This window comes from Streptomyces sp. SAI-127, assembly GCF_029894425.1.
GTDB lineage: Bacteria > Actinomycetota > Actinomycetes > Streptomycetales > Streptomycetaceae > Streptomyces.
The window spans coordinates 6,841,798-6,860,429 of the sequence record NZ_JARXYJ010000001.1; the positions used below are offsets into that span (position 1 = coordinate 6,841,798).

The following is an 18,632-nucleotide window of genomic DNA, read 5'->3' on the forward strand; positions in this document are numbered from 1 at the left end:
CGGCATACCGGAAGACAACCAACCGCCCTTCCTGTGAGTCGTACGGGGCAATCCGTACGACTGTCACAGGAGGGGGACGCGGCATGCGCGTACAACGAAGAGGGTGGCGCACGGGGCTCGCCGTCGTCCTGGCGCTCGGCGGGGTCGTCGCCCTGCCCACCGCCGCGGGTGCCGCGGGTGCCGCCCCTCACCAGACGCGGAACGACTTCAACGGGGACGGCTACGCCGACCTCGCGGTGGCCGCGCCCGACGGGACCGTCGCGGGGAAGGCGAAGGCCGGGTTCGTCGGCGTGCTGTACGGCTCGGCGAGCGGCCTGAAGACCGCCACGAAGCAGGTGTTCAGCCAGAACAGCGCGGGGATACCGGGCACCGCCGAGGCGGGCGACCGGTTCGGCAGCGCGCTCACCACCGCCGACCTGGACCGGGACGGATACCCGGACCTGGTCGTGGGCGTGGGCGGGGAGGACGGCGGTTCCGGTCGGGTGCAGGTCCTCTGGGGCGGCGCCCGCGGTCTGGCGGGGGGAGCCACCCTCGCCTCCGGGTCGGCGTACGACCGGCTCGGCGCCGAGGGCCGGCTCGCGGCGGCGGACATCGACGGGGACGGCGCGAGCGATCTGCTGACCGTGGTCGCTCAGCACGACCTGTCGGCGATCGGCGGGCCCTTCACCCGCAACGGCTCGGCCACCGGGAAACGCCAGGTGGTCAAGGACAAGTACGACAGCTGTGTCCTCGACCTGGCCGTCGGCGACCTCAACGGCGACGGCGTCACCGACGTCGTCGCCACCGAGAACGACGGGGACGAGTTCGACTCCCGGCGGGTCGTGTACTGGTGGGGCACCAAGGACGGCCTCACGCCCTACACCCTCGTCTACGACATCGACGGCGCCGGACTCCAGGGCGGCGAGAACCTCGCGGTCGGGGATGTGAACCGGGACGGCTACGACGACATCGTCGTGGGCCGGGCCGTCGACGGCTACGACAGCGACCTGGACACCTACCGCGCCAAGGGCGGCCGTATCACCTGGATACCCGGCACTTCGGGCGCCCCCGACGGCGTGGCCGCGCAGTTCGTCAACCAGGACAGCCCCGGCGTGCCCGGCACCGCCGAGAAGGGCGACGGCTTCGGGACCGACGTCCAGCTGGCCGACGTCGACGGCGACGGGTACCTCGACGTGGTCACCGGCGTGCCCGGCGAGGACCTGGGCACCCCCACCGACCCGGACGCCTGGCCCGACGCGGGGTCCGTCGTGGTGCTCAGCGGCCGGGCCGACGGGCTGACCGGCGTCGGCTCCCACCAGGTGGTCACGCAGAACAGCACAGGTGTCCCGGGCACCGCCGAGAAGGGCGACGCCTTCGGCAGGGCCGTCCATCTGGGTGACGCGAACGGTGACGGACTGGCCGACGTCGCGGTCGGCGCGCCCGGCGAGAACGCGGGCGCGGGGTCCGTGTGGTCCTTCCGCTCCCGGGGCGAGTACGTCGTGTCGCCCGGCGGTGTGCCGCTTCCGGCCACCGTCCTGGCACCGAACGGCACGTTCACCTTCGGCCACACCCTCCTCGGTACGACCGCCGCGAAGGCCCGTCTGGGCTCGGGCTTCGCCAACTAAACCCAAAAGATCGTCAGTCGGCAGTGTCCTGAAGGCCGTTGCGCCGGGATCACGTTCATCATGTGATACCCGAGTCGCAACGGCTCTTCTGTTGTCTACCTATTTGTCATGCACGCGAACACTCTGGTTCAACGCGCGGATCCCCCCGAAGCGTGAGCTTCAAGGGTGTCCAAGAGGTCAGCGACGCAAGGGAGTTCGCTATGTACGGAGCAGCATCACCCGGCCGACGCCGCTTTCTGACCGCAGGCGCCGCCGTGCTCGGCGCCGCCGCCTCCGCCCAGCTGTGGCTGCCGGGCACGGCGCGAGCGGCGGAGACCCCGCTGCCCGACGGTGTGTTCAGCCTCGGTGTGTCCTCCGGTGACCCGTTGCCGGACGGCATCGTGCTGTGGACCCGGCTCGCGCCGGACCCGCTGAACGGCGGTGGTATGCCCGACAGGGTGGTGCCGGTGGAGTGGGAACTCGCCGAGGACCAGCGTTTCAGAAAGGTCGTCCGGCGCGGCACCGCCCAGGCCCTGCCCGCGTTCGGACACAGTGTTCACGTCGACGTACGGGGTCTGCGCGCGGGCCGTACGTACTGGTACCGCTTCCGCGCCGACGGCCAGCTCTCGCGCACCGGCCGCACCCGCACCGCCCCCGCCCGGTACACCTCCCTGGGCAGCCTGCGCGTCGCGCTCGCCTCCTGCCAGAACTGGCAGAACGGCTACTTCACGCCGTACGCCGACATGCTGGACCAGGACCCCGACGTCGTGCTGTTCGTCGGCGACTACATCTACGAGTCGGCGCCGTCGTCCGCCGGTCCGCGCCGGCACGAGGGCAGCGGGGAGCCGTACACCCTCGTCCAGTACCGCAACCGGTACGCCCAGTACCGCACCGACCCGGACCTCGCCGAGATCCACGCGAACGCGCCCTGGGTGGTCACCTTCGACGACCACGAGGTCGACAACGACTGGGCCGGCGAGATCCCGCAGGACCCCGACAAGCAGCCGCACGACGCGTTCGTGGCCCGGATGACCGCGGCCTTCCAGGCGTACTACGAGCACATGCCGGTCCGTGCGAGCGCCGTCCCCAACGGCCCGCACATCCAGATGTACCGGCGGCTGGAGTTCGGCCGTCTGGTCCGGCTGAACGTGCTCGACACCCGGCAGTTCCGCAGCGACCAGGTCACCGGTCAGGCGGCCGCCCAGGATCCCTCGCTCACGATGCTCGGCGCCGAGCAGAAGCAGTGGCTCCTGGACGGGCTGCACGGCTCACCGGCCCGCTGGAACCTCATCGCCTCGCAGATCATGATGGCCGAGACCGACATCCTGCTCGGCGAGGGCAAGCTCTGGTACTACGACGCCTGGGACGGCTACCAGGTCGAACGCAACGCGCTCCTGGAGGAGTTCAGAAGCGTGCGCAACCCGGTCGTGCTCTCGGGCGACCGCCACCTCACGATGATCAGCGACCTCAAGGAGGACTACGCCGACCCGTCCTCGCGGGTGGTCGGCGCCGAGTTCGTCGGGACGTCCATCTCCAGCAACGGCGACCAGGACCAGGCCGCCTTCCACGCCCAGTGGGACCCGCTGAAGGCCGACAACCCGCACTGGAAGGTCATCGACGCCCACCGCGGCTACCACCTCTTCGACATCGACCGGCACGGCATCGACGCCCAGGTCCGGGTCGTGGACACGGTGGTCAGGCCGCAGGCGACGCCCAGCACGCTGGCGCAGCTCCGGGTGGACGCGGGCGAGCCCGGAGTCCGTTTGGTGTGAGGACGTTGCCTGAGAGGGGCGTGCTCTTCATCACAGTCCCACGCTCCTCTCAGGCAACACTCAGGCGCTTCTCTTACCGTCCTCTGACTATGGAGACGGACTGTACGAGTGACGACCTTCCGGTGAACGGCGTGACCGCTCCGCTGCCCGCCGGCACGCGCCTGCTGCACATCGGCCCCCACAAGACCGGCACGACCTCCATCCAGGGCGCGCTGTTCGCGGCGAAGGACCTGCTGCCCGGACACGGCGTCGTGTTCCCGGCGCACAGCAGACACCCCATGGAAGCCGCCCTGGCCGCCTGCGCGAGGCCCGCGATGATCGGCGACACCGCGCCCACCGAGAAGCACTGGACGCGGCTGCTGGAACAGGTCGAGGCCACCGGCGGGAGGACCTCGGTGATCAGCAGCGAGTTCTTCGCCGACGCCGAGGGCGACGACACGATCGCGCGGATCGTCGAGCAGCTCGGCGGGATGGGGGTCCCCCCGCTCGAGCGAAGCCGAGAGTGGGGGAGGGTCCACGTGCTGGTCACCCTGCGTCCGCTGGCGAGGATCATGCCCTCGCAGTGGCAGCAGTACGTGCAGAACGGCCTGCGCATGGGTTACGGCGACTGGCTCACGCACATGCTGAGGAAGGCGCCGTACGAGCAGCCCAACCCCAGCTTCTGGCGCCGCCACCGGCACGACCGGCTCGTCGAGCGCTGGGCCCGGGCGGTCGGTGCGGAGCGTGTCACCGTCGTCGTGGTCGACGACAGCGACCCCCGTGGTCTGATGCGCACTTTCGAACAACTCCTCGGGCTGCCCGAGAATCTCCTCCAGCCCGTTCCGGACACGGCGAATCGCTCTCTTACTCTCGCCGAGACCGAAATGCTGCGGAATCTTAACAAGGAATTCCGCGGCAATGGACTGCCGGACGAGTTGTATTCCAAGCTCGTCCGCAACGGCGCGGTCATGCATATGAAGAACGCGTGCAGCCCATCGCCCGAAGACGTGAAGATCCTCACTCCCGAGTGGGCCATGGAGGCCGCTGCCGAGATCGGCGCCGAGATGGCACGGCGTATCGGTGACCTGGGTGTGCGGGTCATCGGTGATCCCGGGCTCCTGTCCGCCGTGCCGAAGGCTCCTGCCCTGGACGGGATCCCCGCCCCGCGGATCTCGCCCGAGGTGGCGGCACGGGCGCTGTACGGGGCGCTCGCCGCGGCGGCCGAGTCACCGGTGGGGCACACCTCGCCCGGCAAGGCGCGCACGGTGCACCAGACGCCGTCGAAGGAACTGATGCGGGTACTGGGACACCGGTGCCTGAAGAAGCTGCGCCGCCGCTGAACTCCCGCACGGTCTTCGTTACTGGCAGTGCAAGATGAATGACAGGTAGCGCGTACATATGCGGTGAACGGCGGTCACCTTGCACAGCGGTAACCGCAAGTGGGACCATTTCCCCGTTCCCTGTCGCCCCGAGGTAGGTCTTCTGTGTCCCAGCACATCGCCAAGCCCCGTACCACCGCAGTGATCCTGGCCGGTGGTACCGGTCAGCGCGTGGGTCTCTCGATCCCCAAGCAGCTGCTGAAGATCGCCGGCAAGGCAGTCATCGAGCACACTCTGACCACCTTCGAGAAGGCCGACTCCATCGACGACATCATCGTGCTGATGGCGCCGGGTTATGTTCCGGACATAGAGAAGATCGTGGCCAAGGCCGGCTTCCGGAAGGTCAAGAAGATCATCGAGGGTGGCGCCACCCGGAACGAGACCACCGAGCGCGCCATCGCCGCCCTCGGCGAGGGCCTGGCCGAGGGCGAGGACCTCAACGTCCTCTTCCACGACGCCGTACGCCCGCTGCTCTCGCGCCGTGTGATCGACGACTGCGTGGTCGCCCTGGAGCGCTTCCAGGCCGTCGACGTCGCCATCCCGTCCGCGGACACCATCATCGTGACGCGCACCCACGGCCTGGACGGCGAGTTCATCACCGAGATCCCGGACCGCTCCCGGCTGCGTCGCGGCCAGACCCCGCAGGCCTTCAAGCTGTCCACCATCAAGCGCGCCTACGAGGTCGCCGCCGGGGACCCCAACTTCCAGGCGACGGACGACTGTTCGGTCGTGCTCAAGTACCTGCCGGACGTGCCGATCCACGTCGTCGCGGGTGACGAGTACAACATGAAGGTCACCCAGCCCGTCGACGTCTTCATCGCCGACAAGCTCTTCCAGCTCGCCTCGACCGCGGCTCCCGAGCAGGTCAGCGACGAGGCCTACCGCGAGCTGCTCACCGGCAAGACCGTCGTCGTCTTCGGCGGCTCCTACGGCATCGGCAAGGACATCGGCGAACTCGCCGAGTCCTACGGCGCCAAGGTGTACGCGCTGGGCCGCTCCACCACCGGCACCCACGTGGAGAACCCGGAGGAGGTCGACGACGCGCTGTCCAAGGCGTACGCCGAGACCGGGCGCATCGACTACGTCGTGAACACCGCGGGCGTGCTGCGCATCGGCAAGCTGGCGGAGACCGACAACGCCACCATCGAGGAGGCGCTGAAGGTCAACTACCTGGCCCCGGTGCAGATCGCGCGCTCCTCGTACAAGTACCTGGCGGAGACCAAGGGCCAGCTGCTGCTGTACACCTCCAGCAGCTACACCCGCGGCCGCGCCGAGTACAGCCTGTACTCCTCGACCAAGGCGGCGATGGTCAACCTGACGCAGGCCCTGTCCGACGAATGGGCGGGTGACGGCGTCCGGGTGAACTGCATCAACCCTGAGCGCACTGCCACGCCCATGCGCACCAAGGCCTTCGGCCAGGAGCCCGCGGGCAGCCTGCTGTCCTCCGAGGCGGTGGCCCGCACCTCGCTCGACGTGCTGCTCTCCGAGCTGACCGGGCATGTCATCGACGTCCGCCAGCAGGACCCGACGGCCTCCGCGGGCCAGGCCTCCGGCTTCGAGGCCGCGCTGGCCAGTGTCCTGGACCGTCAGGACGGCGTGGCATAATCAGGGCCAATTAGTTTTCGGTAAATTCAGGCCTCTGTGGCTGCCCGTTCCTGGTGCATTCACAGGGGCCTGAACCTTAAGCACCGTTAATTCGTAAACAACCGGCATCCCTCCCAGAGCAGGTTTTCAGTGATAAGCACCGCTATTCGCGTCGCCCGGGTGGGCAGCGCGGCCGAGCTGGCCGCGGCGGTCCTCATGCTGGCGGGTTTCCCCGCCATAATGGTGGCCGCGCTCATCCCGAGCGTCCCCGCCTTCGCGGCCGCGACCGCCGTCACGTACCTTGCGGACCACTATCTGCACCGCCAGGGCAGTTATCTGATCAACCGCCTCAGCAAGGTGCGCGCCGGACTGTCGATCCGCTTCCTGATCAGACAGCTCCTGCTGATCCTGCTGCTGGCCCGGCTCGACCTCTCCGACAACCTGATCTTCTACGGGGCCACCGCCTGCTTCATCGCGTTCTACGGCCTCCAGGCCCCGCACGGCGCGCTGGTCACCCTGATCCGCAACCGCCGCCGGCTGCCGGTCGCCACCCGCAACGTCGACCTGGCCTCCCGGGTCCGCATCCCGGACGCCCCGCCGATGGGTCTGCTGAACCGGTCGGCCGAGAAGATGCTGCACCTCGACCTCGCGGCCGTGGTCGGCCTACTCGTCGCCGCCGCGATGGACTCGGCGCTGCCGGGCTTCATCGGCATCGGCGTGACGATAGTCCTGGGCACCCTGTACGTCCTGGCGCTGATGCCGTACGTACGCGGCAAGAAGATCCCGCCGAACGCCGACAAGGTCCTCGCCAAGGTCGACGACTGGCTGCGCGAGTACCGGCCGGAGACCGTGCTGTACTTCTCCGGTTCCAAGGACTCCGTCTACCAGGTCAACATGTGGTTGGAGACCATGGAGCAGCTGGACTCCAGGCCGCTGATCATCCTGCGTGAGCGCGTCATCCTGCAGAACCTCGCGCCCACCACGGTCCCCGTCATCTGCGTGCCCGGAGGGGTGCACCTGATGAACATGGATCTGTCCACGGTGCGGGTCGCGCTGTACGCGGCGAACGTCGGCAAGAACATCCACCTGCTGCGCGTCCCCACCATGAAGCACGTCTTCATCGGCCACGGGGACAGCGACAAGCTGGCGAGCGTCAACCCGTTCAGCAAGGCGTACGACGAGGTGTGGACCGCGGGCCGGGCGGGCCGCGACCGCTACGCCATCGCCGACGTGGGCGTCCGCGACGAGGACATCGTCGAGGTGGGCCGCCCGCAGCTGGCGCCGATCCAGAAGTGGCAGGGCACGCCGGAAGGACCCCGCGGCGGAGCCGCTGATGGATACTGTCCGACCGTGCTCTACGCCCCCACCTGGGAGGGCTGGGACGGCGACCCGGGCAACACCTCGCTCATGCTGGCCGGCGAGAACATCGTGAAGAAGCTGCTGAAGGCCGACCCGCCGGTGCGTGTCCTCTACAAGCCGCACCCCTTCACCGGCACGGTCCTCGCCAAGGCGGGCGCCGCGCACCAGAAGGTCACCGCGCTGATCGAGAAGGCCGCCACCGAGCGCGCCGCCGACGCCCGCTTCCAGGCCGACGCAGCGGCCCAGGCCGCCGCCAAGGCCGAGCTCGCCGGTATCGAGGCCCGGCTCGCCGTCCTCGCCGGGAACGGCGGCGACAAGGGCGACGAGGCCGAGGCGAGCCGTGACGGCGTGGTCGACGTGGCCAAGTACGAGGAGATCGCGCGTCTGCGCGGCGAGTGGAACGACGCGTACTGGCGCTCCTTCCCGGTGTGGGAGCACCGGGTGGTCACGGGTGCCGAGCCGCGGCTGTACGACTGCTTCAACGTCTCCGACGCGATGGTCTCCGACATCTCCAGCGTGGTCTCCGACTTCATCGCGAGCGGCAAGCCGTACGCGGTGACGGACTCCGCCGAGGTGGGTGCGGAGGAGTTCAAGCGGCAGAACACCGCCGTGCGGGCCGCCACGATCCTGTCCAACAGCGCCGCCGAGCTGGGCGAGCTGCTCGAGGCGGTCCGCGACCCGGCGGCCGACCCGCTGGCCGAGGACCGGGTGGAGCTCAAGCAGTACCTGCTCGGGCCGGACGAGCCCACCTCCATCGAGCAGTTCAACACCGCGGTGGCGAACCTCGCGATCAAGGCCGAAGCGCGCAATGTCGGCCAGGAGTCACATGCGGCTGCCTCGGCGGCGGAGGCCACGACCAAGGCCTGACCTCCCCTTCGTAAAGAAAGGGCCCGGATTTCGGAGTGATCCCGAAATCCGGGCCCTTCCTGCGTATGTCCCAGTGCCGGATGCAACCCTTCCCCCCGGCCGGCCGTCTAGGGGATTGCCCCTGAGCGGAACTGGGGGAAACAGACCGTGACTGGGGGAGACGTGACCGTTGTGCAGCCTGATGTGACCGTGGTCATCGGGGCGTACGAAGCGATGCCGTATCTGGTCGACTGTCTGGCCTCCGTCGAGGCACAGACCATCGGCCACACGCGTATCGAGGTCATCGCGGTCGACGACGGCTCGGCGGACGGCACCGGGGAGTACCTGGAGGAGTTCGCCGAGCGGACCTCCCTCGACGTCACGGTGATCCGGCAGGACAACTCCGGCGGCCCCAGCGGCCCGCGCAACGTCGGTCTGGGCAAGGCGACCGGGCGCTACGTCTTCTTCCTCGACGCCGACGACCGGCTCGGCCCCGAGGCCCTGGAGCGGATGGTCGCGATGGCCGACCGCAACGGCACGGACGTCGTCCTCGGCAGGGTCGAGGGCGTCAACCGCAAGCCGCCGACGTCGATGTGGGGGCAGACCCTGGAGCGCACCGACGTCTTCTCCTCCAACATCAAGTTCACGTTGAGCGCGCAGAAGCTGTTCCGCCGCGCGTTCCTCGAGCGGCACAGCATGCGTTTCGACGAGTCCCTGTGGACCGGCGAGGACGCGCTGTTCACGATGGAGGCCTATCTGCGGGCCGACGGCGTCTCCGTGATCGCCGACCACACCTGCTACTACCTGGTGGGCCGCGAGGACGGCAAGCACGTCACCAGGACCGGCAGCCACACGCTCCGCTTCGACTCCGCGCGCGCCCTGATGAACCTGATCGCCGACATGGTCCCGGCGGGCGCGAGACGCGACGCCCTGATGGTCCGCCCCTTCCTCGTCACCCTGCTCCCGCAGTTCGGCCCGAAGTTCCTGAAGGACGGCGAGGCGGTACGCCAGGAGAAGCTGGAGTTGGCGAAGCCGCTGGTGGACGCGTACTGGACCGGCGAGGTGGCCCACCGCCTCCGGGTGCACGAACGGCTGCGGCTCCAGCTGGTGGCGATGGGCCGCCCGGATCTCCTGGTGGAGGTCCTGGAGTTCATGAAGGCGAAGAAGACCCCGGAGACCGTGCTGGAGAAGGGCGGCCGCCGGGTGTACTTCGCCTACCCGTTCTTCCGTGACCCGTCGACGGGCCTGCCCGACGCTCTCTATCTCGCCGAGCCGCGCGAGGCCCGCGAGGTGCCGGGCTACCGAGAGATAGGGGTCGACCAGTTGCTGCGCCGGGCCGTACGCAAGGCGCGAAGGGTCCTCACCCCGGCAGGGTGAGCGTTCCGGAGACGGACACGGTCTCCTCGTCCCGCCGCTGCCCGGGAACCCGCCGCTTCCGCGCCACCGCACACAACGCCTGAACGGCCATGTCGAACCGTTCCCGCGAAGAAGGCTCGTCCGCCCCCAGCAACCGCCGCTTCAACTCGGCTCGCGCCTCGGCGAGTTCGTCCAGTTCAGGCTGTCGTACGGCATCCAGCAACCCCCGCACCCCCACCGCGTCCGGCGTCAGCACAGTCGCCGCTCCCGCCGTGGGGAACGCCGCACGGAACGCGGTCTCGCTCAACCCGCTGGTGTTCGCGACAGCGTACGGTTTCCCGCTCGCCAGAAAGTCGCTGACCACGCTCGACACATCGCTGATCAGCAGGTCGGCCCGGTTGAAGCAGGCGTACAGCGCGGGCCGGGCGTCGGTCACGACCTGGTGCTCCCACTCCGGCAGCGAGGCCCAGTACGCCCGCTCCCAGGCGGCGGTCGCCCGGGCCACCGCCTCCGCACGGCCCGGCTCCGGCGTGGACTGCAGCAGCATCCGCTCGACGGAGTCCGCGGCGGCCCGGAAGGACGCGATGGTGAGCCGGTCCAACTCGCGTGTCCTGCGGGACAGTTCACCGTCGTCGGCAGGTCGTTCCCCCGCCCGCTCCCGGTTCGCCGCCCGCACCAGCTCACGGATCCTGAGGTCCGCCGCGCCGGCCCGCGCGTCCACCGATCCGGTCAGCGGATGCGGCTTGTACAGCAGCCGTACCCCGGGATCGGCAAGCAGCGCCCGCACGATGTTCTCGCCCGCCTCGATCACCGACGTGTTGCCGGGGTTGCCGTCCCAGCCCTCCCAGGTCGGCGCGTAGAGCACCGTCGTGTACGTCCCGGTCGGCGGCCCCTCGTACGGCCGTACGGCCTCCAGCTGCGGGCGGCCGATCTCCACCACGTCCTTGTCCTCGACGCCCACCTCGGCCGCCGCGTACCGCTCGCGGGCCGCGGGACCGGCCACCCACACCTCGTCGTAGGCCTTCGCGTACGGGTTGCAGGAGGACAGCTTGTCGCTCTCGCCGTGGTTGACGAAGGTGTGCTTGATCGTGGGGATGCGCAGGACCTGGGAGGTCTTGCCGGAGTTCGACGGATGGATGAGGACCTGGAGCGTGGACTGCTCCAGGCGCAGCAGCGTGGACACCTTCGGCAGACAGACGATCGGGACGTCGGTCGCGGCGATCTTCTGCATCATGAACCGCTCGCGCAGGATGATGACCGGCCTCCCGTCGAGCTTCGCGAGCGGCTCCAGCCACATGTTGGCCTGGTAGGCGGAGGAGGCCCCGCCGGAGAAGTACAGGCCGACGGTCGGCCGGTACTCGGCGAGCCATGTGTCGAACCAGTCCAGCACCTCCTGCTCGCCCGCCGGACGCCGGCTCGGCAGCAGTCGTACGAGAAGGTCGTACAGGCCCATGAGGGCGAGCCCGAGGGACATCGCGATGCCGAAGGCCGCGCACCGGGGATCGCCGGTGGCCGCCGTGACCAGCAGGCCCGTCGTGGCGGGCAGGCCGTGGACCAGGAGGCGGGGGCCGGGGCGGCGCAGCAGGGCGGGCGGGGCCGGGGTCAGGCGGAGCGCGGAGGCGTCGATGTTCCGGGTGACCACCGGGAGGGTGCGGGTGCGGCGGACCAGGACGGACGCCGTCTGGATCGCGCAGTGCAGCGCGTAGCAGGCGAGCAGACCGGCCACCAGCACGGTGTACGCCGTCTCCTCGTCCTCCGGGGTCAGCCGCAGCAGGCCGAGGACCAGCAGCAGGTCGCGCAGGACGTGCCGCACGGTGATGTCCGCGTGGGACTTGGCGAACAGGGAGACCATGCCGCGCTGCCACCGGTGCAGGACGCCCTCGACGGCCAGCGAGGCGACCGTCGCGGCGAGCAGCAGCGGGATGTGCGGACGCAGGGCGGCGACGGCCTGGGCGACGACGGCGGCTGCCAGGACCGCGGCGACGAGGACTCTCGTCGCGGTCTGCCGGCCCGGCAGCCGCAGCGCGGACCGGAGGCGGGGGAGGGGTTTTCGCACGGGGGTCACTCCAAGGTCGTCGCGAGACGGACGCCTTGGTTAACGCGTGCCGACCTCCGGACGACACGCGCGTGTCCTCTGCCCTCCGGGGCGGGGAAGTGCTATGCGACGGGTTCCTGTTGTGCGACGCGGGCGACCGGCGCGACAAGATCCTCGGCCCGTTCCGCCACCGCCTTGTCGGCCAGGTCGTTCACGGCGATGTTGAACCGCTCCATGGACGTGGGCCGGTCGGGCCCCAGCACGTACTCCTTGAGGGCGCGGCGCTGCGGGGCCATCGGGTCGTGACGGGGTTCGCGGACCGAGCGCAGGATCTCCGGCAGCCGGGTGCAGCCGCGGTCGAGCAGATACGCGCCGCCCGCGGTGGTGTAGGCGGCCCGGAACTCCTCGTCGGGCAGGTCCTGGGCGTTGGTCAGGACGTACGGCTTGAGGCCGGCCACGAAGTCGGCGACCACCGAGGAGACGTCACTGATGAGCAGGTCCGCCTGGTTGAAGCACTCGTACAGGGTGGGGAGTTGTCCGAGGATCACGTGATGCCGTGCGGTGCTCCGGCTCGCCCAGAAGATCCGGTGCCACTCGTCCCGCAGCTCCCGCCACTCGGCCGCGCCGTCCCGGTCGGGGACCCGCGCGTCCCGCAACTGCTGGGCGTCGTCGCCCTCGTGACGCCCGGACATCTCGTCGAGACGGTCCCGGATCCCCCGCAGCCTGGCTCTCGCCGCTTCGGTGGGCTTCTCGTCGTCGGCGCGCAGCAGTTCCCTGATGGTCCGGTCCGCGGCGGCCGCCTCGGGCGAGCGTTTGCCGGTGAGGGGGTGCGGCTTGTAGATGATCCGGACGTTCTCCGCGAGGAGCTTCTCGACCAGGGGTACGCCCATCGGGATCAGGGAGGTGTGGCAGTCGTCGTCGCTCCAGCCCTCCCAGGTGGGCGCGTACAGGACGACGGGCACCGGGCCCGCGATGTGCTCGGCGTGCGTCCGTACCGGGGCCAGCTGCGGGCGGCCCACCTCGACGATGGCCCCGTCGCTGATGGCGTGCCGCACCCGCCGGTAGCGGTCCCGGCCGGCCCGTCCGGCCACCCAGATCTCGTCGTACACCTTGCTGACGCGGTTGCTGCTGGCGAGCTTGTCGCTGTCGCCGTGACCGATGAAGACGTGCTTGGCCTCGGCGACGCGCAGCATGTGCACGTTCTTGCCGGCGTTGCCGGGATAGAGGACGACCCGGACTCCGGACAGCTCGAGCTCGGCCAGGTCGTCGGCCTTGGGCACGCAGACCACGGGGATCCGGGTGCGGCCGAGGAAGCGGAAGGAGGCCCGCTCGCGCAGGACGATCACCGGGCGCCGGTCGAGCTGCTCCAGCGTCTCGATCCACATGTTGACCTGGTACATGAAGTCCCGGGACACCGCCGCGAAGCTGAAGTACAGGGCCACCTCGGGCCGGTATCCGGCGAGTTGGCGGTTGACCTCGCCGATCACCGCGTCCCGGCGGGGCATCCGGCGGACCGCGCGGAACTGTCCCAGCAGGGCGATGAGGGCGGCCGAGGCGGCGCCGATCGTCAGCGCGTAGCCGACGTAGGCCGAATACCACGTGCCGGTGGCCAGCGCGACGATCAGACCCGCGTGGGCCGGAAGATCGAGGTGGAGCAGCTTGCGCAGGAAACGCCGGTAGAGATGGGCGGGCGGGCGTTCCGGTATGTCGATACCGCTCATGTCGAGATTGCGCACGATCACCGGGAGTATCCGACGCCTGCGGATTGCGTGATGCAGTGCCGAATACATCATCACGAGCAGGAAATGGGCGCTGAGGACGGCGAGCCCAGTGACCGGCACCGCGCCCGGCGCGTCCATCCGGTCGGCCAGGGCGAGCAGCATCACCGTGCGCACGGCGAACCGCATCGTGCGGCTGAGCTGCAGTGTCGCCAGGCGGCGGACGAATCCCGGGGCCTTGGCGTGCAGGGCCTCGTCCGCCAGGTACGTCACGGCCCACGCCGCCGTAAAGCCCCACAGGGAGGGCAGCAATGCCAGGACGGGCAGTGCCGCGAAACCGGCACCGAAAAGGATCACCAGGAGAAGTTCGGTCTTTCCGGGAACGCGCAGGGCAGTGCACAACCGACGGATCGTCATGGGCGGTGCTTTCTCGAGCTACGGCAATGACCTTGTTGTCGGCAGTTCGACGCGAGCCGGAGGTGAATGGTTGTACATCCCGGCGTCGAAAAGAATTCATTTCCGGTTAACAGGAGGGTGTAATTCCGCTTTTCTCGGAAAGGGAACCGAACCGGCCCCGGAACGCGTCCGGTACCGGGTCCGGGGACTGGACGGACGCGCGTCCCCGCGTCCCCTTCGCGTACATTGCGGACGAGGTACCCGAAGTGGCGCGAGGGGACAGGACGCAAGGTGGCAGGGGCAAGGCAGGCTGTGGGCGAGGCCCGCAGGATCGTCGTCAAGGTGGGTTCCTCGTCGCTGACCACCGCCGCCGGCGGCCTCGACGCCGACCGGGTCGACGCGCTCGTCGACGTCCTCGCCAAGAGCCGCAGCGGCGGAGAGCGCGAGATCGTCCTCGTCTCCTCGGGAGCCATCGCCGCCGGGCTCGCCCCGCTGGGGCTGCGCCGCCGCCCCCGGGACCTCGCCCGCCAGCAGGCCGCCGCCAGCGTCGGCCAGGGCCTGCTCGTCGCCCGCTACACCGCCTCCTTCGCGCGGTACGGCGTCCGCGTCGGCCAGGTGCTGCTGACCAGCGACGACATGAGCCGCCGCGCCCACCACCGCAACGCCTCCCGCACCCTCGACAAGCTCCTCGCGATGGGCGCCTTCCCGATCGTCAACGAGAACGACACCGTCGCCACCGACGAGATCCGCTTCGGCGACAACGACCGGCTCGCGGCCCTGGTGGCGCACCTGGTCCACGCCGACCTGCTGGTCCTGCTCTCCGACATCGACGGCGTCTACGACGGTGACCCCAGCAAACCGGGGACCTCGCGGATAGCTCAGGTGCGGGAGCCCGGGGACCTGGCGGGCGTCGAGATCGGCAGCGCGGGGAAGGCGGGCGTCGGCACCGGCGGCATGGTCACCAAGGTCGAGGCCGCCCGGATCGCGGCCGCCGCCGGTATCCCCGTGGTGCTGACCAGCACGATCCACGCGGCCGAGGCGCTGTCCGGCGGTGACACCGGCACGTACTTCCACCCCGCGGGCAAGCGCTCCGCCGACCGGCTGCTGTGGCTCCAGCACGCGTCCACCCCACAGGGCTCGCTGACCCTGGACGACGGCGCGGTGAAGGCGGTCGTCGACCGCCGCAAGTCGCTGCTGCCGGCCGGGATCGCCTCCGTCGAGGGCGAGTTCGTCGCGGGCGACCCCGTCGAGCTGCGGGACGGCACGGGCCACGCGGTGGCCCGCGGGCTCGTCAACTTCGACGCCAAGGAGATCCCGCAGCTGATCGGCCGCTCGACCCGGGAGCTGGCACGTGATCTGGGACCGGCCTACGAGCGGGAGGTCGTCCACCGGGACGACCTGGTGATTCTGCACCCCTGACGATCGCCTCCGGAGTCATCCGGCGCCTTCCGGTGCCCCCGCGTGCCCCTCGTGCCCCGGGTGGTGCCATGGGTGCCCGAAAACGGGGTGAACGCCCTGCCAAGAGCGTCGCCCTGAGGTGGACGTTCCGCAAAATCGCCCCATGAGCCCTTGCGGCCTGCTCAACTTTGTCCCAGGGACACATTCCGCCCGACCCGTGGGGTCGACCTGTGCATGAAGGAGGCCGTCGTGAGACGAGTGCGCCCTGGGGCGGCGGCGTCCCGCGATGGTGCGGCGGCTTCCCACGGCGGATCCGGTCCGCCCGGCCGGACCGTCGTGAGGGCGTCCGGCGGTTCTTCGGCGGGGGCGGTGGACGAGGCCGGTGATTCTGCTGCGGGAGCGGTGGGGGAGCCCGGTGGGTCTGCCGCGCGGGCGGTGGGTGAGGCCGGTGGCTCTGCCGCGCGATCGGTGGGTGAGCCCGGTGGTTCTGCAGTGCGGGCGGTGGGTGAAGCCGGTGGGTCTGCCGCGCGGGCGGTGGGGGAGCCCGGTGGACCTGCCGCGCGAGCGGTGGGTGAAGCCGGTGGGTCTGCCGCGCGAGCGGTGGGTGAATCCGGTGGTTCTGCAGTGCGGGCGGTGGGTGAGGCCGGTGGCTCGGCGGCGCGGGCCGCGGGTGAGGCCGGTGGCTCCGTAGTGCGGGCGGCCGGAGAGGAGCGGGCCCTGACGAGTGTCGCGGCCGGGGACCGGTTCAAGGGCGAGGAGCCCCGGGATCTGCCGCGCCTGTGGCATGTCACCCTCAGCGTCTCCGGTGGGGAGGCCCCGCTCAAGGAGGTCCGGCGCGCCCTCGAGCAGCTCGCCCACGACCACCCCTTCCTGCTGACCAGCCGCTACGCCAACGACCACGCGGAGATCCGGTACTGGGAGGAGGCCCGCGACCTGCACGACGCGGCCGCCGTCGCCCTGCGCCTGTGGGGGGAGCACCGCCAGACCGCGGGACTGCCGCCCTGGGAGATCGTCGGCCTGGAGGTCATCGACCGCCAGACCTACCACCAGCGCATCGCCGAGGGGTACGGACCGCCCCCGGCCTCACCGGTCGGAGCGCACCCGTTCTGATCGTGGCACCCGGTGTCCCTTTGATCCCGTCTCGCGCTGTGGAACAACAGGTGGACGGCCCCGCCCGGCGCACTACCCTTCCGGTATGACCTCGCTCTCGCCGTACGACTCCATGACCCCGGTCACCCAGGCCGCCTACCGGGCCAAGGCCGCCGCCGCCGACCTCGCCCCGCTGCCCAGGGCCGAGAAGGACGACGCGCTGCTCGCCATCGCGGACGCCCTGGAGGTCCGTACGAGCGAGATCGTCGAGGCCAACGCCAAGGACATCGCCAAGGCCCGCGAGGCCGGGACCAGCGAGGCGATCATCGACCGGCTGACGCTCACCCCGGAGCGGGTGCGCGCGATCGCCTCCGACGTCCGGGACGTCGTCGCCCTGCCCGACCCGGTGGGCGAGGTCGTGCGCGGCTCGACCCTCCCCAACGGCATCGACCTGCGCCAGGTCCGCGTCCCGCTCGGCGTGGTCGGGATCATCTACGAGGCCCGCCCGAACGTCACGGTCGACGCCGCCGCCCTCTGCCTCAAGTCCGGCAACGCCGTCCTGCTGCGCGGCTCGGCCTCCGCGTACGAGTCGAACGCCGCCCTCGTACGGGTCCTGCGCGACGCCGTGGGCGGCGCCGGGCTGCCTGCCGACGCCATCCAGCTCGTCCCCGGCGAGAGCCGCGAGAGCGTCCGCGAGCTAATGCGCGCCCGCGGCCTGGTCGACGTGCTCATTCCGCGCGGCGGTGCCTCGCTCATCCAGACCGTCGTGACGGAGTCGATCGTCCCCGTCATCGAGACCGGCACCGGCAACTGCCACGTCTACGTCGACGCCCAGGCCGACCTCGACATGGCGATCGACATCCTGATCAACTCCAAGGCCCAGCGGGTCAGCGTCTGCAACGCCGCCGAGACCCTCCTGGTCCACCAGGACATCGCCCCCGAGTTCCTGCCGCGCGCCCTGGACGCCCTCGCCGAGGCCAGGGTGACCGTCCACGCCGACCCGCGGGTGCTGGCGTACGCGAAGGACACCAAGGCGACCGTCGTCGAGGCCACGCTCGACGACTGGGACACCGAGTACCTCTCCTACGACATCGCCGCCGCCGTCGTCGACTCGCTCGACAAGGCCGTCGAGCACATCCGGCTGTGGACCTCCGGCCACACCGAGGCCATCGTCACCACCTCCCAGCAGGCCGCCCGCCGCTTCACCCAGCTGGTCGACTCCACGACGGTCGCGGTCAACGCCTCCACCCGCTTCACCGACGGCGGCCAGTTCGGCTTCGGCGCGGAGATCGGCATCTCCACCCAGAAGCTGCACGCGCGCGGCCCGATGGGCCTGCCGGAGCTGACGAGCACGAAGTACATCGTGACCGGGGACGGCCACATCCGGCGCTGACGGCCTTCGCGCACAGGGGCGCACACCTGCGCATATGCGTCCGTCACGCGCCCCGCCCCGCTTCCGTGGCGCACGAGAGGTGTCTCACCAGGCGGATGAATTTCCATACCGTCTGCCCAAATTGACCACCCAGGTCTACTCTGGATCCGTGCCGGAGGACGTGGGGGGCACGCCGTTCCCTGACGGCTGGGAGCCCGACGACGACCACGACCGCGGGGTGTCGGACGAAGAGTTCGCCTCCGTGGTCTTCGACGAGGCCTTCGTACGGGCGGCCGTGGTGCACGAGCCGACCGCCGTCGAGCGCCTCCTGGCCGCGGCCCAGGCGAGAGCGGAGGCCTCCGAGGCCGAGGCCCGCCGCGCACGCCCCAGAGGCGAGCGGTACGAGGACGGCTACGGATCCGGCGCTTTCGGCCATGATCCCGACCTCGACGACCTGGACGACACCGAGGTCCTCGAAGGCCGCTACGGCGCCCCGGGGACGTACGGCAAACAGGTCCGCTGGCACCGCCCCGTCGCCTGGATGCTCGCCCTCGTCATGGGCATCGGCATGGTCGCGCTGGCCTTCACGGCGGTCTACAGGGGCGCCTCCTCCGGCAGCCGCGACCGGGTTCCGCCGCCGGCCTCGACCGGCCTGGAACAGGGGAGCACGGTGACGCCCTCGGCATCCGCCGACTACTCCCAGCCAGCCGTCTCCGCGGTCCCGCGAACGCCCTGACACTCCTGGTGAGAACCTGTCAGAACTTGT

At 70.3% G+C, this 18,632-nt stretch carries 12 protein-coding genes; 10 read left to right on the plus strand and 2 right to left on the minus strand.

The genetic code is table 11. The features are described 5' to 3' along the window. The first annotated feature begins 83 nt into the window (after window positions 1-83). The 6 genes from M2157_RS31545 to M2157_RS31570 all read left to right on the plus strand — a co-directional run bounded on the left by M2157_RS31545 (window position 84) and on the right by M2157_RS31570 (window position 9,879). A complete protein-coding gene (locus M2157_RS31545; RefSeq protein WP_280866879.1) occupies window positions 84-1,604 on the plus strand; it encodes an FG-GAP and VCBS repeat-containing protein in 1,521 nt (506 codons plus the stop codon). Between the two features lie 200 nt (window positions 1,605-1,804). Beyond that, complete coding sequence (locus tag M2157_RS31550) at window positions 1,805-3,355, plus strand: alkaline phosphatase D family protein (protein ID WP_280857596.1); 1,551 nt, start codon at window positions 1,805-1,807, stop codon at window positions 3,353-3,355. Window positions 3,356-3,444: 89 nt separating this feature from the next. Continuing rightward, window positions 3,445-4,674 (plus strand): hypothetical protein, encoded by a 1,230-nt coding sequence (locus M2157_RS31555; protein WP_280857595.1) that lies wholly within the window; start codon window positions 3,445-3,447, stop codon window positions 4,672-4,674. A gap of 144 nt (window positions 4,675-4,818) precedes the next feature. Continuing rightward, entirely contained in the window at window positions 4,819-6,318 is a 1,500-nt protein-coding gene (locus M2157_RS31560; protein ID WP_280857594.1) for a bifunctional cytidylyltransferase/SDR family oxidoreductase, read from the plus strand. A 129-nt stretch (window positions 6,319-6,447) separates the two neighbouring features. Beyond that, window positions 6,448-8,523 (plus strand): hypothetical protein, encoded by a 2,076-nt coding sequence (locus tag M2157_RS31565; RefSeq protein WP_280857593.1) that lies wholly within the window; start codon window positions 6,448-6,450, stop codon window positions 8,521-8,523. Between the two features lie 162 nt (window positions 8,524-8,685). Continuing rightward, on the plus strand, window positions 8,686-9,879 hold the full coding sequence (locus tag M2157_RS31570; RefSeq protein WP_280857592.1) for a glycosyltransferase family 2 protein: 1,194 nt from the start codon (window positions 8,686-8,688) through the stop codon (window positions 9,877-9,879). On the opposite strand, the gene M2157_RS31575 is transcribed toward M2157_RS31570, so the two are convergent. Next, on the minus strand, window positions 9,863-11,881 hold the full coding sequence (locus M2157_RS31575) for a hypothetical protein (protein WP_280859014.1): 2,019 nt from the start codon (window positions 11,879-11,881) through the stop codon (window positions 9,863-9,865). The two genes, M2157_RS31570 and M2157_RS31575, sit on opposite strands and share 17 nt — an antisense overlap. A 134-nt stretch (window positions 11,882-12,015) precedes the next feature. After that, entirely contained in the window at window positions 12,016-14,028 is a 2,013-nt protein-coding gene (locus M2157_RS31580; protein ID WP_280857591.1) for a hypothetical protein, read from the minus strand. 291 nt (window positions 14,029-14,319) lie between these two features. On the opposite strand from M2157_RS31580, the gene proB reads away from it, so the two are divergent. The 4 genes from proB (at window position 14,320) to M2157_RS31600 (ending at window position 18,602) form a co-directional block, all read left to right on the plus strand. Next, window positions 14,320-15,426, plus strand: coding sequence for a glutamate 5-kinase (gene proB / locus M2157_RS31585; RefSeq protein ID WP_280859013.1), 1,107 nt, complete (start codon window positions 14,320-14,322; stop codon window positions 15,424-15,426). A 612-nt stretch (window positions 15,427-16,038) separates the two neighbouring features. Then, complete coding sequence (locus tag M2157_RS31590) at window positions 16,039-16,515, plus strand: hypothetical protein (protein ID WP_280866880.1); 477 nt, start codon at window positions 16,039-16,041, stop codon at window positions 16,513-16,515. A gap of 85 nt (window positions 16,516-16,600) precedes the next feature. Next, complete coding sequence (locus tag M2157_RS31595; protein WP_280866881.1) at window positions 16,601-17,887, plus strand: glutamate-5-semialdehyde dehydrogenase; 1,287 nt, start codon at window positions 16,601-16,603, stop codon at window positions 17,885-17,887. Window positions 17,888-18,035: 148 nt separating this feature from the next. Further along, entirely contained in the window at window positions 18,036-18,602 is a 567-nt protein-coding gene (locus M2157_RS31600) for a hypothetical protein (RefSeq protein WP_280866882.1), read from the plus strand. Window positions 18,603-18,632 lie beyond the last annotated feature (30 nt).

Bases quoted from the DNA above. Each gene is read 5' to 3' on its own strand.
- M2157_RS31545 (WP_280866879.1), top strand. From the start codon at position 84: ATGCGCGTACAACGAAGAGGGTGGCGCACGGGGCTCGCCGTCGTCCTG.
- M2157_RS31550 (WP_280857596.1), top strand. From the start codon at position 1,805: ATGTACGGAGCAGCATCACCCGGCCGACGCCGCTTTCTGACCGCAGGC.
- M2157_RS31555 (WP_280857595.1), top strand. From the start codon at position 3,445: ATGGAGACGGACTGTACGAGTGACGACCTTCCGGTGAACGGCGTGACC.
- M2157_RS31580 (WP_280857591.1), bottom strand. From the start codon at position 14,028: ATGACGATCCGTCGGTTGTGCACTGCCCTGCGCGTTCCCGGAAAGACC.
- M2157_RS31595 (WP_280866881.1), top strand. From the start codon at position 16,601: ATGACCTCGCTCTCGCCGTACGACTCCATGACCCCGGTCACCCAGGCC.